The organism is Parapedobacter sp. GCM10030251, from assembly GCF_042666505.1.
Classification (GTDB): Bacteria; Bacteroidota; Bacteroidia; order Sphingobacteriales; family Sphingobacteriaceae; genus Parapedobacter.
In genome coordinates this window covers 1,018,414-1,035,085 of sequence record NZ_JBHTDN010000001.1, presented here as the reverse complement: position 1 = coordinate 1,035,085, position 16,672 = coordinate 1,018,414, and the positions used below count along the sequence as shown (strand labels likewise).

Annotated in this window: 11 protein-coding genes; 5 read left to right on the top strand and 6 right to left on the bottom strand. The window is 49.4% G+C overall.

The window, feature by feature from the left end; all coding sequences use genetic code 11:
- The first annotated feature begins 88 nt into the window (after window positions 1–88).
- The gene (gene purH / locus ACFQRK_RS04610; protein ID WP_379004117.1) at window positions 89–1,615 is read left to right on the top strand and encodes a bifunctional phosphoribosylaminoimidazolecarboxamide formyltransferase/IMP cyclohydrolase; all 1,527 of its coding nucleotides are present in this window, start codon (window positions 89–91) and stop codon (window positions 1,613–1,615) included.
- Window positions 1,616–1,627: 12 nt separating this feature from the next.
- Window positions 1,628–2,506, top strand: a complete 879-nt coding sequence (locus ACFQRK_RS04605; RefSeq protein ID WP_379004115.1) for a DUF72 domain-containing protein — start codon at window positions 1,628–1,630, stop codon at window positions 2,504–2,506.
- On the opposite strand, the gene ACFQRK_RS04600 is transcribed toward ACFQRK_RS04605, so the two are convergent.
- From ACFQRK_RS04600 to ACFQRK_RS04575, 6 genes are all read right to left on the bottom strand, one after another.
- Window positions 2,503–3,699 (bottom strand): efflux RND transporter periplasmic adaptor subunit, encoded by a 1,197-nt coding sequence (locus ACFQRK_RS04600; protein WP_379004113.1) that lies wholly within the window; start codon window positions 3,697–3,699, stop codon window positions 2,503–2,505. The genes ACFQRK_RS04605 and ACFQRK_RS04600 overlap by 4 nt on opposite strands.
- A gap of 5 nt (window positions 3,700–3,704) precedes the next feature.
- On the bottom strand, window positions 3,705–8,084 hold the full coding sequence (locus ACFQRK_RS04595) for a CusA/CzcA family heavy metal efflux RND transporter (protein WP_379004111.1): 4,380 nt from the start codon (window positions 8,082–8,084) through the stop codon (window positions 3,705–3,707).
- 136 nt (window positions 8,085–8,220) lie between these two features.
- Complete coding sequence (locus tag ACFQRK_RS04590) at window positions 8,221–8,538, bottom strand: DUF6660 family protein (protein ID WP_379004109.1); 318 nt, start codon at window positions 8,536–8,538, stop codon at window positions 8,221–8,223.
- A 36-nt stretch (window positions 8,539–8,574) separates the two neighbouring features.
- Window positions 8,575–9,318: an RluA family pseudouridine synthase gene (locus tag ACFQRK_RS04585; protein ID WP_379004107.1), complete on the bottom strand. Its 744-nt coding sequence runs from the start codon at window positions 9,316–9,318 to the stop codon at window positions 8,575–8,577.
- A 311-nt stretch (window positions 9,319–9,629) separates the two neighbouring features.
- The gene (locus ACFQRK_RS04580) at window positions 9,630–10,475 is read right to left on the bottom strand and encodes a 3-hydroxybutyryl-CoA dehydrogenase (RefSeq protein ID WP_379004105.1); all 846 of its coding nucleotides are present in this window, start codon (window positions 10,473–10,475) and stop codon (window positions 9,630–9,632) included.
- A 117-nt stretch (window positions 10,476–10,592) separates the two neighbouring features.
- Window positions 10,593–11,009, bottom strand: coding sequence for a hypothetical protein (locus ACFQRK_RS04575; protein ID WP_379004103.1), 417 nt, complete (start codon window positions 11,007–11,009; stop codon window positions 10,593–10,595).
- 198 nt (window positions 11,010–11,207) lie between these two features.
- Between ACFQRK_RS04575 and ACFQRK_RS04570 the strand changes: the two genes are divergently transcribed.
- The 3 genes from ACFQRK_RS04570 to ACFQRK_RS04560 all read left to right on the top strand — a co-directional run bounded on the left by ACFQRK_RS04570 (window position 11,208) and on the right by ACFQRK_RS04560 (window position 16,670).
- Window positions 11,208–14,216: a TonB-dependent receptor domain-containing protein gene (locus ACFQRK_RS04570; protein WP_379004101.1), complete on the top strand. Its 3,009-nt coding sequence runs from the start codon at window positions 11,208–11,210 to the stop codon at window positions 14,214–14,216.
- A gap of 190 nt (window positions 14,217–14,406) precedes the next feature.
- Entirely contained in the window at window positions 14,407–15,345 is a 939-nt protein-coding gene (locus ACFQRK_RS04565; protein ID WP_379004099.1) for an ABC transporter ATP-binding protein, read from the top strand.
- Window positions 15,342–16,670: an ABC transporter permease gene (locus ACFQRK_RS04560; RefSeq protein WP_379004097.1), complete on the top strand. Its 1,329-nt coding sequence runs from the start codon at window positions 15,342–15,344 to the stop codon at window positions 16,668–16,670. The genes ACFQRK_RS04565 and ACFQRK_RS04560 overlap by 4 nt, the downstream gene beginning before the upstream one ends.
- The last annotated feature ends 2 nt before the right edge of the window (window positions 16,671–16,672 follow it).

Below are 16,672 nucleotides of genomic sequence, written 5' to 3'. Positions count from 1 at the left end.
CACAAACATTCCATGCGAATAAAAGGCTTTTACTTTCCGCAAAATTAGCTAAGTTTGCGACTCGTAAACTAAAATAGCTGAATAGCGAATGAGCCATCCCGTCAAAATTAAAAATGCTTTGATATCCGTCTATTACAAAGACGGTCTCGCGCCATTGATTGAACTATTAAACCAGCAGGGTGTCACCTTTTATTCCACGGGGGGCACGGAGTCTTTTATCCGCGAATTGGGACACGCGGTTGTACCGGTAGAAGACCTCACCGGATACCCGTCCATCCTGGGAGGACGTGTAAAAACCCTGCACCCAAAAGTATTTGGGGGTATCTTATCCCGCCGCCCTCTCGAATCCGACAAACAACAGCTAAATGAATATGAGATACCGGAGATCGATCTGGTAATTGTCGACCTCTATCCGTTTGAGGAAACCGTGGCTTCAGACGCAAATGAACAGGCCATTATCGAAAAAATCGATATCGGTGGGATTTCCCTGATTCGTGCAGCTGCCAAAAATTTCAATGACGTGGTAATCGTCGCCTCGAAAGACGACTACACCCGCTTGGCAGACATCCTTACCGAAAATGAAGGTTATACGTTTTTGGAGCACCGGAAGGATTTCGCCAAACGGGCTTTCAACGTTTCTTCGCATTACGATACGGCCATTTTCAATTACTTTAACCAAAGCGAGCCTCTCCCGGTATTTAAACAGAGCGAACAGCGAACTCAAGTACTCCGCTACGGCGAAAACCCCCATCAAAAGGGTGTATTTTATGGCGACCTCGATAGGCTTTTCGATAAACTTAACGGCAAGGAGCTTTCCTATAATAATTTGGTAGATGTAGATGCCGCGGTAGCACTCATCGATGAGTTTGAAGAACCTACATTTGCTATCCTAAAGCACACTAACGCCTGCGGTGTTGCAACCCGGTCCGATCTTCTGTCGGCATGGATAGATGCCTTAGCCTGTGACCCTGTTTCGGCATTCGGTGGTGTGATTATCTGTAATGGGGAAATCGACGAAGATACCGCACAGGAAATCAATAAGCTATTTTTTGAAGTGCTGATCGCTCCGGCATACAGCGAATCCGCATTGCGCCTCCTTACATCTAAGAAAAACCGTATTCTGCTCAAACGCAAGCAAATTGGCCTGCCAACCAAACAGTTCAAAACATTGTTGAATGGCGTAATCGAACAAGACAAAGATACGGTAATAGAAGGTCCCGGCGAGATGAACCCCGTTACCGATAAACACCCCTCGGAAAGGGAATTAAATGACTTGTTTTTTGCCAACAAAATTGTAAAACATACGAAATCCAATGCCATCGTATTGGCGAAAGATGGCCAACTGTCTGCCAGCGGTGTGGGTCAGACTTCCCGTGTTGATGCCCTGAAACAGGCGATTCAGAAAGCGAAAGCATTCGGCTTCGATCTACACGGTGCAGTCCTTGCTTCCGATGCGTTTTTTCCGTTTTCCGATTGTGTGGAAATAGCGGCAGAAGCAGGTATTACTGCCATTGCACAGCCCGGTGGATCCATCCGTGACCAGGAATCTGTCGACATGGCCAACAAAAAGGGCGTGGCAATGGTTATTACAGGCGTGAGGCATTTTAAGCATTAAAACAATTCCATCATGAAGTTCGGAAGTGTAGAAGACCCGACAGCCGTTGACTTTACGTTGCCACCCACCCACCCGGATACCTTGACCTTATTGGACAAGCACAAGAAAAAGAAACGCGATCTGGAGGTATACGTAGGCTGTGCAAAATGGAATAAACAGGACCTTAAAGGTTTTTACCCGCGCGGCACAAAAGACGAGTTGGTCTATTATGCGACCCAATTTAATAGCATCGAGCTTAACGGCACCTTCTACAACTCGCCCGATAAAGCACAGGTAGAAACCTGGAAGGGTAAGACACCGGCCGACTTCAAATTTTTCCCCAAAGTACCGCAATCCATCAGTCATTACGGGAGGCTTTTGAATGTCGATGAAAAAATGACCGCTTTTTGCGATGCTATAGCGCTGTTTGAGGAAAAGCTCGGCGTAAGTTTTCTGCAGTTGCACGACAATTTCAAACCGAAGGACTTTGACCGCTTGGCTACCTTTATCAAGAAATTCGCCAAGTTGACACCACTTGCCGTTGAAGTACGAAACGAAGAATGGTTTGCGGACGAATCCGTGCGGCAGAAGCTTTGGACATTACTCGAAAGCCAGGAGGCGGCCAACGTACTTGTGGATACGGCCGGCCGACGCGACATGCTGCACATGCGGCTCACCACACCCACGGCGTTTATCCGGTATGTGGGAGCCAATCACCCAACCGATAAAAAACGGCTGGATGATTGGGTAACACGTATTCAGGAATGGTACGATGCCGGTCTGCAATCGCTGTATTTCTTTGTCCACCAAAACGTCGAACTGGAGTCCCCCCTTCTGTCTGCATATTTCATCGAACAACTCAATAAAGCACTCGGACTTGATGTAAGAGGTCCGAGTGAAAAATTGTTCTAATGTGAATGACCTGCAGTTCCTGCAAGGATGGCGTTGACAAAAAATGCTCCTTTTACCACAATCCGGTTATTTCCGTCAACTGTACGAGCCGGCGTGATTGCGGTATATCCCATGTCGCTTGCACCCGTTACTACCTCGATACGCTCGAAATCGACTGCCCTCTGCCCCTCATGTGCTGGTGAATCTGCCGACTTGTCGGCGACAAGGAAAATATAGCTTTTCCCCTGCGCATCAACAATCGCTTCGTTGGGCACCGCTGTATGCATAGCCTTGTCCAAGCTGATCAACGCAGAAACGTTCATGCCATCGATTAATCCGGTTTTGTCGCCGTTCACGGTACAGTGGACCGGAATAGACTTGCTGTCGTTCTCAAACGCGGCTCCAATGGCATAGATCTGCGCGTCGTAGTTTTTTGCCGGATTATTTGTTTGCACAAAATGAATCTGCTGCCCTACCTTCAAGGCCGGAAGGTCTTTTTCAAAAACATTCAGATCCACATGCAGCCGACTACTTTCTATCACCTCTGCCAACGGGGTCGAAACGTCTACAAAACTTCCTTGCTTGCCAAACACTTCGCCAACCACACCATTTACCGGACTGGTAATCGAGAGTGTGCTCCACAGGTGAGATGGATTGATGGAACTTACATCCACTCCCATCAATTCCAGTTGAGCACGCAATGACGTTTGCCGGGTTTTCAGCTTATTGTACTCAACATCAGCCTGTTGCAGATTTTTTCGAGCACCAACATTTCCTTCAGTCAGGAGTTGCTGCCGGTTACGCTCTTGCTCGGCTAACGACAACTGATCCGTTAAATTCAAGTATTCTTCCTGCAATTCAATAAATTGGGGGTGCACCAGTGTAGCAATCACTTCCCCTTTTTTTACAGCGTCTCCCACATCCACATTCAATTTTTTGATTACCCCGCCATAAAGGGAGGTGATTACCGCTTTATTCGCGTTCGGTACGTTTACCGTGCCGTTAACGCGTAACGTTGCCGTCAACGCCTTCCGTTCGATGTTCCCTAGCTGCAAACCGATACTCTTCATCTGTTCTTCGGTTACGGAGGCGACGGTGTTTTCGGCTTCCTGTTCGTTATGTGCGTGTTCGTGTTCATCGTGCTCACTGCGCGGTCCCCCACAGGCGGCAACTAATGTAAGCAACGCTATCCATTTGATCGAAAGTGATTTCATGATTATTAATTCTGATTAAGGTAATATTGCAGGGTTATAACGGTTTGATTTATGGCATCGATGGCCTGCAGATGAGCTAACTCGGTGTCGGTTACGACCTGTAGTGCATTGAGGTATTCAATATAGGAAAGCTCACCGATGCGATATCCCAATTCGGCGCCTTGAAGGAGCTTCGCCGCATTCGGAAGCGCTTCTTGATCTAGGTATTGATACCGCTCCGTGGCAAGGCCGTAATTTGCAAGCTCCTGCTCAATGCGCGTTTTCATCTGTTGAGTCTGATTGTTCGCCTCCGCCTTGGCCGCTTCGGCTTCGTAGTCAAGTTGACGAAGCCGGGCACGACTGGCTCCGAAGGTCAATGGAATATCAACACCCACCGTGAGGTAGCTGAACCGCTTGTCCCGACCGTAACGTTCGGGTTGCCCGGCTCGGTCATACGTTCCAACCAGCGATTGATTACCGTAGCCCACCGAAAAGTCGGGCAGTGCGTTGGCGAGCTCTAGCCGTTTGTTACCCAACGCTATTTCTGCTTGCTGTTGATATTGGCGGATAAGCGGATGAGCGACTCCGATAGAAGGATCTGGCATTTGCGTTAACGGTATAGGAAGGAACGGAATATCATCCGGTACGGTCCACGGTTGGCCGTCGTTGATGAGGGTAAACAATTCTTTCCTTGAGTTTCGAAGCCGGATGTCGTTTTCCAATACTAACAGCCGAACCTCACTCCGTTTGGTTTCTGCCATACTCACGGCAATCTGACCACTATCGCCCGCTTGATACCGGAGCTTTGCCGCTGCGACAAACCGTGCAAACAACGTATCCAGGCGCAGTAGCCGTTGCTGCCGTTGCTGCAGATAGCGGACCTCGTGATAAGCCGACCGTACCTCTTTCTGCAATTCGGCTATGGAAATGTCCCGCTGGATTTCAGCTCCCTTTCGCGCCGCTTCGTAATTTTTTGCCCGGGCGCCAAACACCGTGGGAAACGGAATGGATTGTGAAATTTCCAGCGCGTTGTCTTTTTCCGGACTGTTGAAATGACCGAATTGCCCCGTTACCTGGGTCTTCGGCAATTCGAGCACACTGCCTTTTTGTACGGTGGCCGCGTCCACACGGAGCTCCGATGCACGCATCCGGCTGTTGTTCTCGATCGCCAGTTTCACTGCCATTGCTTCCGTTAGCACGGTATCCTGGCTGTTTTCCGCCGCCGCGGTTTCCGGCCATACCCCCAGCGGGATCAACCACGCAAAAAGCCAAATTCCGACTCGCCCGCCGGCCTTTTTCCGAAATGACCGGGTACTAAAAAGAACATATAAAAGAGGGAGCACAAACAAGGTCAGAAAAGTTGCAGTCACCAATCCGCCGATAACTACCGTTGCCAACGGCCGCTGTACTTCGGCCCCCGCCGATGTACTGAGCGCCATGGGAAGGAATCCCAAACTGGCTACCGTAGCGGTCATCAATACCGGCCGCAAACGGATGCGGGTACCTTCCACTATCCGCCGGACGGCATCGGTCATTCCTTCTTTCCGCAACTGATTGAATGTACCGATTAACACGATGCCATTCAGTACCGCCACACCGAACAAGGCGATAAAGCCGATTCCAGCGGAAATACTGAATGGCATATCGCGGATCAGTAAGGCAAACACACCTCCAATGGCACTCATGGGAATCGCTGTAAAGATTAAAATCGCTTGCGAAAAGGAGTGAAAAGTGAAATAAAGCAATATAAAAATCAATAGCAGCGAAGCCGGCACCGCAACTAACAGGCGCTGTGACGCTTCCTGCAGGTTTTCGAACATACCACCGTACGTATAATAGTACCCCGGTGGCAGCTTCACCTGCTGATTCAATCGATCCTGGATTTCGGAAACGACACTCCCAACGTCCCGGCCGTCCAGGTTGAAACCGATGACAATCCGCCGTTTTCCTTCTTCACGACTGATTTGCGCGGGACCGATCTTGACAGAAATATCCGCAAGCTGTGAAAGTGGCACCTGACGGCCATCTGGAAGCGGCACCCAGAGGTTACGGACATCGTCAATCGATGTGCGATGGATGCTGTCCAGACGGACCACCAAATCGAACCGCCGTTCATTTTCAAAGACCATCCCCGCTCGTTTACCCGCAAAGCCCGTACTTAGGATATCGTTCAGGTCGGAAACGTTCAGCCCGTAATTGGCAATGCGCGTCCGGTCGTAAACCACATTGATCTGGGGCAATCCGGCGATACGTTCCACCTGCGGTGTAGTCGTTCCCGGCACCTGTCCGATGATTGCCGACACACGATCGGCATAAACCCGTAATGTATCCAAATTCTCACCGAAAATCTTGACCGCCACGTCCTGACGGATTCCGGTCATCAATTCATTGAAACGCATCTGGATAGGTTGATTGGCTTCGAAGAATACACCCGGAATAACCTCCAACGCTTCCATCATTTCGCCGGCCAATTCCTGATAACTTTTGGCTGCCGGCCACTGATTCCGCGATTTCAGAATAATCATCATGTCCGTAGCTTCCGGCGGCATGGGATCGGTAGGCACTTCGGCCGCACCGGTTTTACCAACCACCATTTTTACTTCATCAAATCCCTTCAAAATCCGTGAAGCCTGCATGGATGTTTCCATACTTTGACTTAACGAAGTTCCCTGCGGCAAAATACAATGGAAGGCAAAATCCCCTTCGTCAAGGTTCGGAATAAACTCGCTTCCCATTCGTGAAAACACAAAAACCGACAGTGCAAATACGGCTACGGTTCCGCCGATCAGCACATACTTAATACGGATGGCTTTGGCAAGCAGCGGCTCGTATATCCGGTGAAGATACGCCATCATGCGGTCTGAAAACGTCGCTTTTTTATTCCATGTTTTGGGCAACAACAAGGCGCACATCATGGGTATATAAGTGAGCGACAAAACCAAGGCACCCAATATTGCGAACCCCACGGTCATTGCCATCGGACGGAACATTTTCCCTTCAATGCCGACCAGCGTCAATATGGGAATGTAGACAATGAGGATGATGATTTCGCCGAAGGCTGCCGTAGCCCGGATTTTCGACGCCGATTCGTAAACCTCCTGATCCATTTCACGTTGGGTAAGTTTATGTACCGACTTACGAAGCCCCAGATGATGGAGAGTGGCTTCGACCACGATCACTGACCCGTCGACAATTAAGCCGAAATCTATGGCTCCGAGGCTCATTAGGTTGGCACTGACTCCGAATAGACGCATCATCCCCAAAGCAAACAGCATGGCTAGCGGAATGGCGGAAGCCACAATCAGTCCGGCACGCAGGTTTCCCAGAAAAAGAACCAACACAAAAATAACGATCAACGCCCCTTCGACAAGGTTCTTTTCCACCGTCGATATGGCTCGGCCAACCAACTCCGTGCGATCCAGATACGGCTCAATAACCACATCCTCGGGCAACGACTGTTGGATGGTGGGAATTTTTTGTTTAATTCGGTTTACCACTTCGTTGCTATTTTCGCCTTTCAGCATCATCACCACTCCTCCCACGGCATCGACTTCGCCATTGTAGGTAAGGGCTCCATAGCGTATGGCATTGCCTAACCGCACATCGGCTACGTCCTTGACAAATACCGGGACACTGTTGGCCGGGCGCTTGACCACGATGCTGCCGATATCGGCCAGCGATCCGACCAGACCGATTCCCCGGATGAAATAAGCATTGGGTTTTTTGTCGATGTAGGCGCCGCCGGTATTCTGATTATTGCTTTCCAATGCAGCAAAAATTTCGGGAATGCTCACCCCCATTGCCTTTAGCCGGTCGGGATTCACCGCTACCTCGTATTGCTTAAGCAATCCGCCGAAACTATTGATTTCGGCGACACCGGGCGTACCCCGCAGCTGACGGGCGACAATCCAATCCTGCATGGTCCGGAGATCGGTAGCCGTATATTTGCCTTCGCTCCCCTTCTTGGGGTGTAGAATATATTGGTATACTTCGCCAAGCCCGGTACTCACCGGAGCAAGTTCAGGCTTGCCAATCCCATCCGGAATTTGGTCAGTCGCTTCCTGCAACCGCTCGTTGATAAGCTGCCGGGCAAAATAGACGTCGACATTTTCGGCAAATACAGCCGTAATAACCGACAACCCAAAGCGGGATATACTTCGAATTTCTTCCAAATCGGGCACATTGGCAATGCTTTGCTCAATTGGGAAAGTTACCAATTGCTCCACCTCTTGCCCCGCCAACGTGGGGCAGATGGTGATGATCTGTACCTGATTATTTGTGATATCGGGAACTGCGTCAATCGGCAGCTTAGATGCGCTCCAAATCCCCCAGATAACCAACATCAGCGTCAACATGCCAATAATAAGTTTATTAGTAATGCTAAACTTGATAATCTTTTCTAACATGTGTATCGTTATTAACTCAATTTTTTACGCAATTGTCTCAAGGCATCAACTGCGCGTCCGATCGTTCGATTGATGAATGCAATGACAAGGCCGTCCCTCTTCGATCGAAAGCGGCAGCAATGATTTCAGAAATGAACTAAACGATAAACTTGGGGGGTTGCCAAATGGCGTCTAAAATGGAATCCGGTATCGGAAAGGCGTAGGTGATGACGTCATCCGTAAGGGACGGAAAATCGATCGGCTTGTACAAAGAACCCCAATCGTAATGCAGGCCTACGATCACGCCACAGCAGCCACAGGCGCAGAAAGGACTGCATGGACCGTGTTCGTGTACATGATCCAGCGGCTGGATAGCGGTTATACCAGCATTATACCGTTCGGGATGCCTGTCTGCGCAAGGCCACCAGGACAATACCGACATGTAAAAACACAAGATAACGCGAAACCAACGCATGCGTCAAAACTAGATAAATTTATTGTGAAATCCCGTTCAGTCATCAAACTTTTCGAGATGGCGGAGCAGTGTCGCAAAATCTTTCGGATAAGGTGCCTCAAAGCGATGGTCCTTACCGTTTATATTAAGTTCCAGCTGATGCGCATGCAGCGCGAACCGCCTCATAATCGGTTGCTCTTCCTGTCCCTTCCCCAACGAAAACCCGCGCTTCTTAATCTGTGAGAGGTACACCGGCTTGCCCCGGTACAGTGTGTCGCCCACGATGGCTGCGTGTTGCGTGGCCAAATGGATGCGGATTTGGTGCATGCGTCCGGTTATCGGCCGGCATTCGACCAAGGTATAATGTTTGAAATAACGCAACGATTTGAAGTACGTTTCTGCATGCTTACCATTGGCCCGGTCGATCGTTACGTTTTTATTGCCCAAATTAAGGATCGGCAAGTCGACCAACAAATCTTCAAAAACATGCGTACCTTCAATGATCGCGTGATATATCTTGGACACCCGCCGCCGTTCAAACTCGATGGACACCGATCGGTAAGTTTCCGGATCTTTGGCGATGAGCAACAAGCCGGAAGTCTCCTTATCAAGCCGGTGGCATACTTGGGCATCCGCGTGATATCGCTTCGCCAAGCGCAATACACTCATATCACCCCCTTCACGTTCGTCCAACGATGCCAGGAACGGAGGTTTGTTGATCACAATCAGGTGGTCATCTTCGTAAAGGATCAGGTCAGCAAACTGTGGGATTTTGGCCGTGTGGCCGTCGAGCACTTTCATGGTTACAAACTACGATAAAAATGTCTTCATATGCAAGTTTCCCTGAAATGCCGCTATGGCCTTATGCCACGTCCTTCCAAAGCTTAATCCATAGATATGGCTTACTGTAAAATTATAGGATTATTCATTTGATTTTACTTTAAGTATATTCGGTTAACTTCCGAATAAACTCCGAATGAACTCCGACTAAAATACAAGTTAACCAAAAGGAAAAAACGAATTTGGATTAAAATTGAGGCATGGAAGGAACAAGTAATGTAAGACTATTTCGTTTGGAGAAAGTATTAAAAACAGATGAAAGAAAGTACGGATCAATAGGTATAAAATCCGAATCCTGTTTTCTTTCCTAACCTGCCGGCGGAAACCATATTCACCAGCAGCGGACAAGGTGCATACTTTGGATTGCCAAATCCCTCATGCAATACACGCAATATCGACAAGCACACATCCAGACCGATGAAATCGGCTAGTTCCAGAGGGCCCATGGGGTGGGCCATACCCAATTTCATTACGTTATCTATTGCTTCCGCATCGGATACGCCTTCATAAAGCGCATAGATCGCTTCGTTGATCATAGGCATTAGAATGCGATTAGCAACAAAGCCGGGATAATCATTCACTTCAACGGGAACTTTATCCAACTTCCTAGAAAGCGTTGTGATCATGTCGGTTGTGTCGCTTGATGTAAGATAACCCTTGATCACCTCGACCAATTTCATAACCGGAACCGGATTCATGAAATGCATGCCGATTACCCGATCGGGACGTTGCGTAGCTGAAGCGATTTTGGTAATAGAGATGGAAGATGTATTGGTGGCCAACACCGTGTGCCCGGGGCATAGCCGATCCAATTCCTTAAATATAGTTACTTTAATCGATTCATTTTCAGTGGCAGCCTCGACGACCAGGTCGGCATTTCTTACGCCGTCATTTAAGTCGGTATACGTACGTATGCGCGCCAATGTCCGCCCCTTCTCATCATCCGTCAAAATTTCCTTTTTGATCTGACGATCCAAGTTGGCGTGTATCGTCACAATCGCCCGTTCCAGGGCCGCAGGCTGGGTATCAACGAGTGAGACATCAAATCCATATTGTGCAAAAGTATGGGCAATTCCGTTTCCCATGGTGCCCGATCCGATGACGCTTACATGCTGCATACGAAGGAGTATTGGTGTTGGCAAACATAACGAAAAAACGCCCATCCGCCAAGAGACGGAATGGGCGCTCATCATCAAACTTAACCAAAAAACTGTCGTACAATTAAACCTTTAACCTTATTGATCTTGGCTCCGGCTTCTACTGCCTCTGAACTGACCGTCCTTTCGGGCTTCCTGCCGGGCTTTGAATTTCTCCGCGCGGTCGACCTGCTGCTTTTTCAGCATTTCGCGTTGTTCTTCAGTAAGGATTTTATTCAGGCGCTCGCGGTCGGCCTTCATTTCTTCCCGAATCTCTGCCCCTCTGGCCGTCCGGTCTTCGCGCGCTGTTTTCATCTTCTCTGCTCTTTCTAAGTTGAGCGCATACACCTGCTTTTGCTGCTCGTCGGTTAAACCAAGGCTTTCCGTCAATTGATCGGTACGCATCTTAGCTATTTCTTCGGCACTCCGGGGTTTCCGGTGCCGCTGGTGTTCCTGGCCGAAGGCCGATAATGTGATCGTTGAGATCAATAGAGTAATGAATGCTACAATTCTCATGGTATCCTCCTTTCGTTAAATGGACGTGATTTGTTATCGCTTGCCCGTTGTATTTATAAGAGCGGATTTGCGGTGAAAAGTTTAAGGGCGTTCTGTTAAAAAATGTTAAAAACCCCGCTCAAAAAAAATATAAGCCATCCCTTTTCGTCTCGCGGAATATTTCGTATTCTTGTATACGACCATTATAAAATTTACTGTATGAAAAGACCATTTACCTGGAAGCGTATCAGATGGTTCGTCGGAATAATCGCGCTTCACTTCAGCTTCTCTCAAGCCCTCGCCCAGACAACCCTCTCTGGAACCGTAACGGACGCATCCGCTACTCCCCTGATCGGGGTCAGCATCCAGGTAAAAGGAAAGGTAGTAGGCACCATTACCAATTCCGAAGGGCGGTTTACATTGCGGATTAACGATCGTCCTCCAATGACGTTGGTCGCTTCTTCCATAGGCTACAACCCAAAGGAAATTGTGGTGGACCAAGCAACCGAGGATCTAGCTATCATGCTGGAAGAACAATCCATCGTAGCATCCGAAGTCGTCGTCTCGGCCTCACGGGTCGAGGAAAATGTGATGAAATCACCCGTATCCATCGAAAAACTCAACGTCTTGGGCATCCGTGAGAGCCCACAACCGACATTTTACGATGCATTGCAAAACCTGAAAGGCGTTGAGATGAGCACCCAGTCGCTCACTTTCCGGTCTGTCAACACACGCGGGTTCGGCGCCAACGGCAATACTCGTTTGGTGCAGTTGGTTGATGGAATGGACAACCAAGCCCCGGGACTCAACTTTCCCGTTGGCAACGTTGTCGGTATGTCCGAACTGGATGTGGAAAGTGTCGAACTCCTTCCCGGAGCGGCATCGGCACTATATGGTCCGAATGCCATCAACGGTCTTCTGTTGATGAACAGCAAATCGCCATTTGTCTACCAAGGCCTCAGTGCGTATGTCAAAACAGGTGTGATGAGCGCGTCCAACCGCACGCAACGGAATACGGGATATTACGACATTGCGGTGCGGTTTGCCAAGGCCTTCAACGACCGGTTTGCCTTTAAAGCGAATGTAGCCTATCTCACCGCAGACGATTGGCAGGCAACTGACTACCGTGATCAAAGTTTAACCAACGGCACCAATTTGGCCAACAACGTGGGTAACGTACAGGGGAATCCCACCTACGACGGTGTAAATTGGTATGGAGACGTTGGCGCCAACCTCTACGATATTCTATATGCTAATGGAATGCCGGGAGATGGTTCCGACGGCAGTTCGGGTGCCTTGGGTGCGATCTTTACGAGACAGATTGAAGCGATTGGCGGTCAGACGTTACCACAGTTTATCGCCGGAGAGGATCCGATGGCACAAATCGGTGTGGCACGATCCATCTTCCAGAACATGGTTCCGCAATATTATCAACCTGCCCCTGGTTATGCCGAACAGCAGCTGACCGATTACCCGACCAAAAGTCTCAAGCTGAATGCTTCCCTGCACTACCGGATCAACGAAGACGTGGAGGCTATCCTTCAGGCCAATTGGGGAAAAGGATCCACGGTATATACCGCTGCCGATCGGTACAACATCCAGAATTTCACCATGGGACAGTATAAAGCCGAGTTACGGGGCGACAATTTCTTTGTAAGAGGGTACACTACCCGTGAAAACTCTGGCGATGCCCATGCGTTAGGTGTCTTGGGAAGCCTGGTCAGTCAACGGTATCTGCAAACAGCCATTGGTACAGGGGCTCCGGCTTTTGTCCAGAATGCCTATACACAGTACGCGGGTGCCTTACTGACGGCTTACCGACAGGCCCGGGAGGACGGAGCCAATCACAGCGCGGCTATAGAGGTGGCACAGAGCGCTGCAAACGCCTACGCCGGGGCGAATCGTGTGGAATGGATGCGTAATGCCATGACTCCCGCTTTACAGGCTGCAAACGGCATGTACCTGCCCGGCGGATCGGAATTTGACGCTTCGATGGCAGACATTAAAACGCGGGCCATCCCTGCAGGGGCCAGTTTCCTTGACCGGTCCAATATGTATCATGTCGAAGCGATGTACAATTTCAAACGGCAGGTAGATCCGGCCATCATCGAACTGATTGCAGGGGCCAGTTACCGGATATATGACCTCAACTCGGAAGGCACCTTGTTTGCGTTGCAGGATAATGGCGAAGAGTTCAACATTCGCGAATACGGCGCCTATGTGCAGGCAGGACGCAATTTCAACGATGTGTTCAAACTCACAGCCTCCCTACGCTATGATAAAAACGAAAACTTCAAAGGCCAATTCAGTCCGCGGGTCTCGGGCGTACTCACCGTTGCCGAAGACCACAATTTCCGGGCATCCTTCCAACGGGGATTCCGCATACCCACTACACAAAACCAATACATCGATCTGCTGACACCCCAAGCACGTTTGGTAGGTGGCTTGCCCCTATTCCGCCAGCGGTATAACATGATTGATAACCCGGTATACGCCCTGTCCGATGTCCAGAACGGCGACCTCACGCCTTATCAGTTCAAGGAATGGGAACCCGAAAAGGTGGAAACCTACGAGGTCGGTTACAAAAGCGCCATTGACAACCGGTTGTTCGTGGACCTGTTTTATTATTACAACCGGTTCCTTACGTTCGAAGGAACCGCCGTGCTCGTGCAATTAAAAGATCCAACTAGATCGCCGGCAGACCTAGCAGACCCCACCCGCCGCAACGTGTATAGCATGCCCCTAAATGCCCCCCAAACCATCAAAAATTCCGGTTGGGGCATCGGATTGGATTATCTGATCGGGAATGGATTTACGCTTACGGGCAATGTCTCCCGGAACGTACTGCTGAACGAGGATGAAATCCGTGAGCGGGACCCCTCGTTTGTCACGGCTTTCAACACACCCGAATACCGGTTCAACCTGGGATTCTCCAATCGGGATATCAAGCAAACCGGATGGGGATTTGGCCTTACCTTCCGCCATCAAACCGAGTTTTTATGGAACGGAACCATCGGTACGCCCGCCATTAATGTAACCGGGCAATCGATGATTCCGGCATTTTCGACGTTCGACGGACAGATAAGCAAGAAAATTCCAAGCATAAAATCCATCGTGAAGCTAGGCGGAACGAATATCGGCAGCAAACTGTATACGACGGGTTGGGGCAATCCTTCCGTTGGAGGCATGTATTACGTATCGATTTTATTTGACGAACTGCTGAATTGATGGATTAGCGACTTAAAGGCGCTTAAAATCAATTTTTCAACGAGCCGCGGATCTCACTTGACTCCGCGGCATTTTGTATGGCGAGGAATTCCGGGAAAGATCCGCCCGACAGGGAACATTGGCTATCCAGCTGTAACAATCCCCACCTGACATCGTCAAAGGGGCACGAAACAGAACCACGAACACACGTATGCTGGAAATCAGAAACATCGTAAAACAATATGCCAATCACCGGGCCCTGGATGACGTCTCCACCCATGTGGAAAAAGGCACTATTTTTGGTCTGCTTGGTCCCAATGGCGCCGGAAAAACATCCCTCATCCGGATCATCAATCAGATAACGGCCCCCGACAGCGGCGAAATATACTTCGACGGCGAACGGCTCAATCCCACCCACATTGGCCGCATCGGCTATCTGCCCGAGGAACGGGGATTATACAAGAAGATGGAAATCGGCGAGCAGATGCTTTACCTAGCCCAACTGAAAGGCCTTTCCCGGAAAGAAGCCACTGAACGCATCAAACATTGGTTTGAAAAGATGGAGATGCAAAGCTGGTGGCACAAGAAGGTCGAAGACCTAAGCAAGGGTATGCAGCAGAAAGTGCAATTTGTGGCTACCGTGGTGCACCGACCCGACCTGATCATATTGGACGAACCGTTTTCAGGCTTCGATCCGGTAAATGCCAACATCATCAAAGAAGAAATCCTTTCCCTTAACCGCAACGGTGCCACCATCATTTTTTCGACGCATCGCATGGAATCGGTGGAAGAGCTTTGTGACAGCATCGTCCTCATCAACAAAGCTAAAAAAATATTGGACGGCAAACTCAGTGACATCAAAAACGTTTACCGCACCAACACGTACCGGATCGAACACTTGCCTTCGAAGGAACCTGTGACGGAAGTAGCGGGACTGTTTTCGATCGAAAGCATTGTCGACGTCCCGGAGGAAAGCACCACGCTTACCGTAAGGATCGCCGATGGGAAAACTATCAACGACGTATTGATGCACCTCATTCCAAGGGTCCAGATTCATGAGCTGAAAGAACTCATTCCCAGCATACACGATATTTTTGTACAACAGGTAACCGCCCAGGCATCGCCCGCCTTTATTGAAACACACGAATGAACAAAATAGTACTCATCATCAAGCGTGAATACCTTAGCCGGGTTAAGAAACGTTCCTTTTTATTGGTCACCTTTCTGGTACCGCTGGCCATCATCGGGATTTATGGCCTGACCATCTATCTGACGGCACGAAGCTTTGAAAACAGCAAGGCGACTGTTCATGTCATCGATCAAAGTGGCTTGTTTTCCGGAAAGATTGAAAGCACCAAAAACATCACTTTTCTCCCTGTAGCAACCGCCGAAAACACGGCAAATCAACGTGAACAGCTACTGGACGCCGATGGGAAGAATTTTCTGCTTATCATTCCCTCCGATTTTGCGACCTCATCCCGGGCCGAGCTTATTTCGAGAGAGACCGCCAGCCTTACCGTCCAGGGCGAAATCAGCCGTAAATTGGAGAACGTGCTACGCGACATCGCCTTTACGAATGCCGGTATCGACCGGGCTACGGTAGAAAGTATCCGTCCCGAAGTGACCCTGGCTGCGAAGGAAATTACAGACGAAGGTGAAAAGGACAGCAGTGCAGGTGCGGCGATGGGCATTGCGATGTCGCTGTCGATTCTGGTTTACATCTGCCTGTTTTTATATGGATCTCAGGTGATGCGGGGTATCATTGAGGAAAAAAACAGCCGCATTGTGGAGGTGATCATTTCGTCAGTTAAGCCTTTCCAACTAATGATGGGCAAAATCATTGGCATCGGCTTGGTGGGACTGACCCAATTCATTCTCTGGATCTTCCTTTCTACAACCTTAATGGGTGTCGCCAGTGCAGGTCTGATTGACGGACAAGACCTCAAGGCAAAGGTTGAACAGCAGCAGGCGTTGTCAAATGGAGAAGCTGCACAAGACCGGTCTCAGATGGGCATGTTGGGTACTGTCAAGCAGGAGCTCGACAAAGTCGATTTCCGCACCATCATTACAACTTTTCTGTTATACTTTTTCGGCGGATACCTGCTTTACAGTGCCCTGTTTGCGGCCGTCGGTTCGGCAGTCGACAGTGAAACGGAAACCCAGCAATTCATGTTTCCGATCACCATACCTCTGCTTTTCACTTATATACTTTCGTTTGGCGTGTTGGTCAACGACCCGCACGGACCCTTATCCTTCTGGCTGAGCATGATACCATTTACATCGCCGATTGCCATGCTGGTTCGGATCCCATTCGGTGTGCCTGCGTGGGAAATCGGCTTATCGTTGGTATTGCTTATTGGTGGGTTTATTCTTACTACGTGGGTAGCAGCCCGCATTTACCGCGTCGGTATCCTCATGTACGGGAAGAAAGCGAGTTACAAAGAACTGGTGAAATGGTTTCGCTATAAAGGTTGATT

Coding starts and splice junctions, on each gene's coding strand:
- ACFQRK_RS04565 (WP_379004099.1), top strand. CDS start 14,407: ATGCTGGAAATCAGAAACATCGTAAAACAATATGCCAATCACCGGGCC.
- ACFQRK_RS04590 (WP_379004109.1), bottom strand. CDS start 8,538: ATGCGTTGGTTTCGCGTTATCTTGTGTTTTTACATGTCGGTATTGTCC.
- purH (WP_379004117.1), top strand. CDS start 89: ATGAGCCATCCCGTCAAAATTAAAAATGCTTTGATATCCGTCTATTAC.
- ACFQRK_RS04600 (WP_379004113.1), bottom strand. CDS start 3,699: ATGAAATCACTTTCGATCAAATGGATAGCGTTGCTTACATTAGTTGCC.
- ACFQRK_RS04575 (WP_379004103.1), bottom strand. CDS start 11,009: ATGAGAATTGTAGCATTCATTACTCTATTGATCTCAACGATCACATTA.
- ACFQRK_RS04560 (WP_379004097.1), top strand. CDS start 15,342: ATGAACAAAATAGTACTCATCATCAAGCGTGAATACCTTAGCCGGGTT.
- ACFQRK_RS04580 (WP_379004105.1), bottom strand. CDS start 10,475: ATGCAGCATGTAAGCGTCATCGGATCGGGCACCATGGGAAACGGAATT.
- ACFQRK_RS04595 (WP_379004111.1), bottom strand. CDS start 8,084: ATGTTAGAAAAGATTATCAAGTTTAGCATTACTAATAAACTTATTATT.
- ACFQRK_RS04570 (WP_379004101.1), top strand. CDS start 11,208: ATGAAAAGACCATTTACCTGGAAGCGTATCAGATGGTTCGTCGGAATA.
- ACFQRK_RS04585 (WP_379004107.1), bottom strand. CDS start 9,318: ATGAAAGTGCTCGACGGCCACACGGCCAAAATCCCACAGTTTGCTGAC.
- ACFQRK_RS04605 (WP_379004115.1), top strand. CDS start 1,628: ATGAAGTTCGGAAGTGTAGAAGACCCGACAGCCGTTGACTTTACGTTG.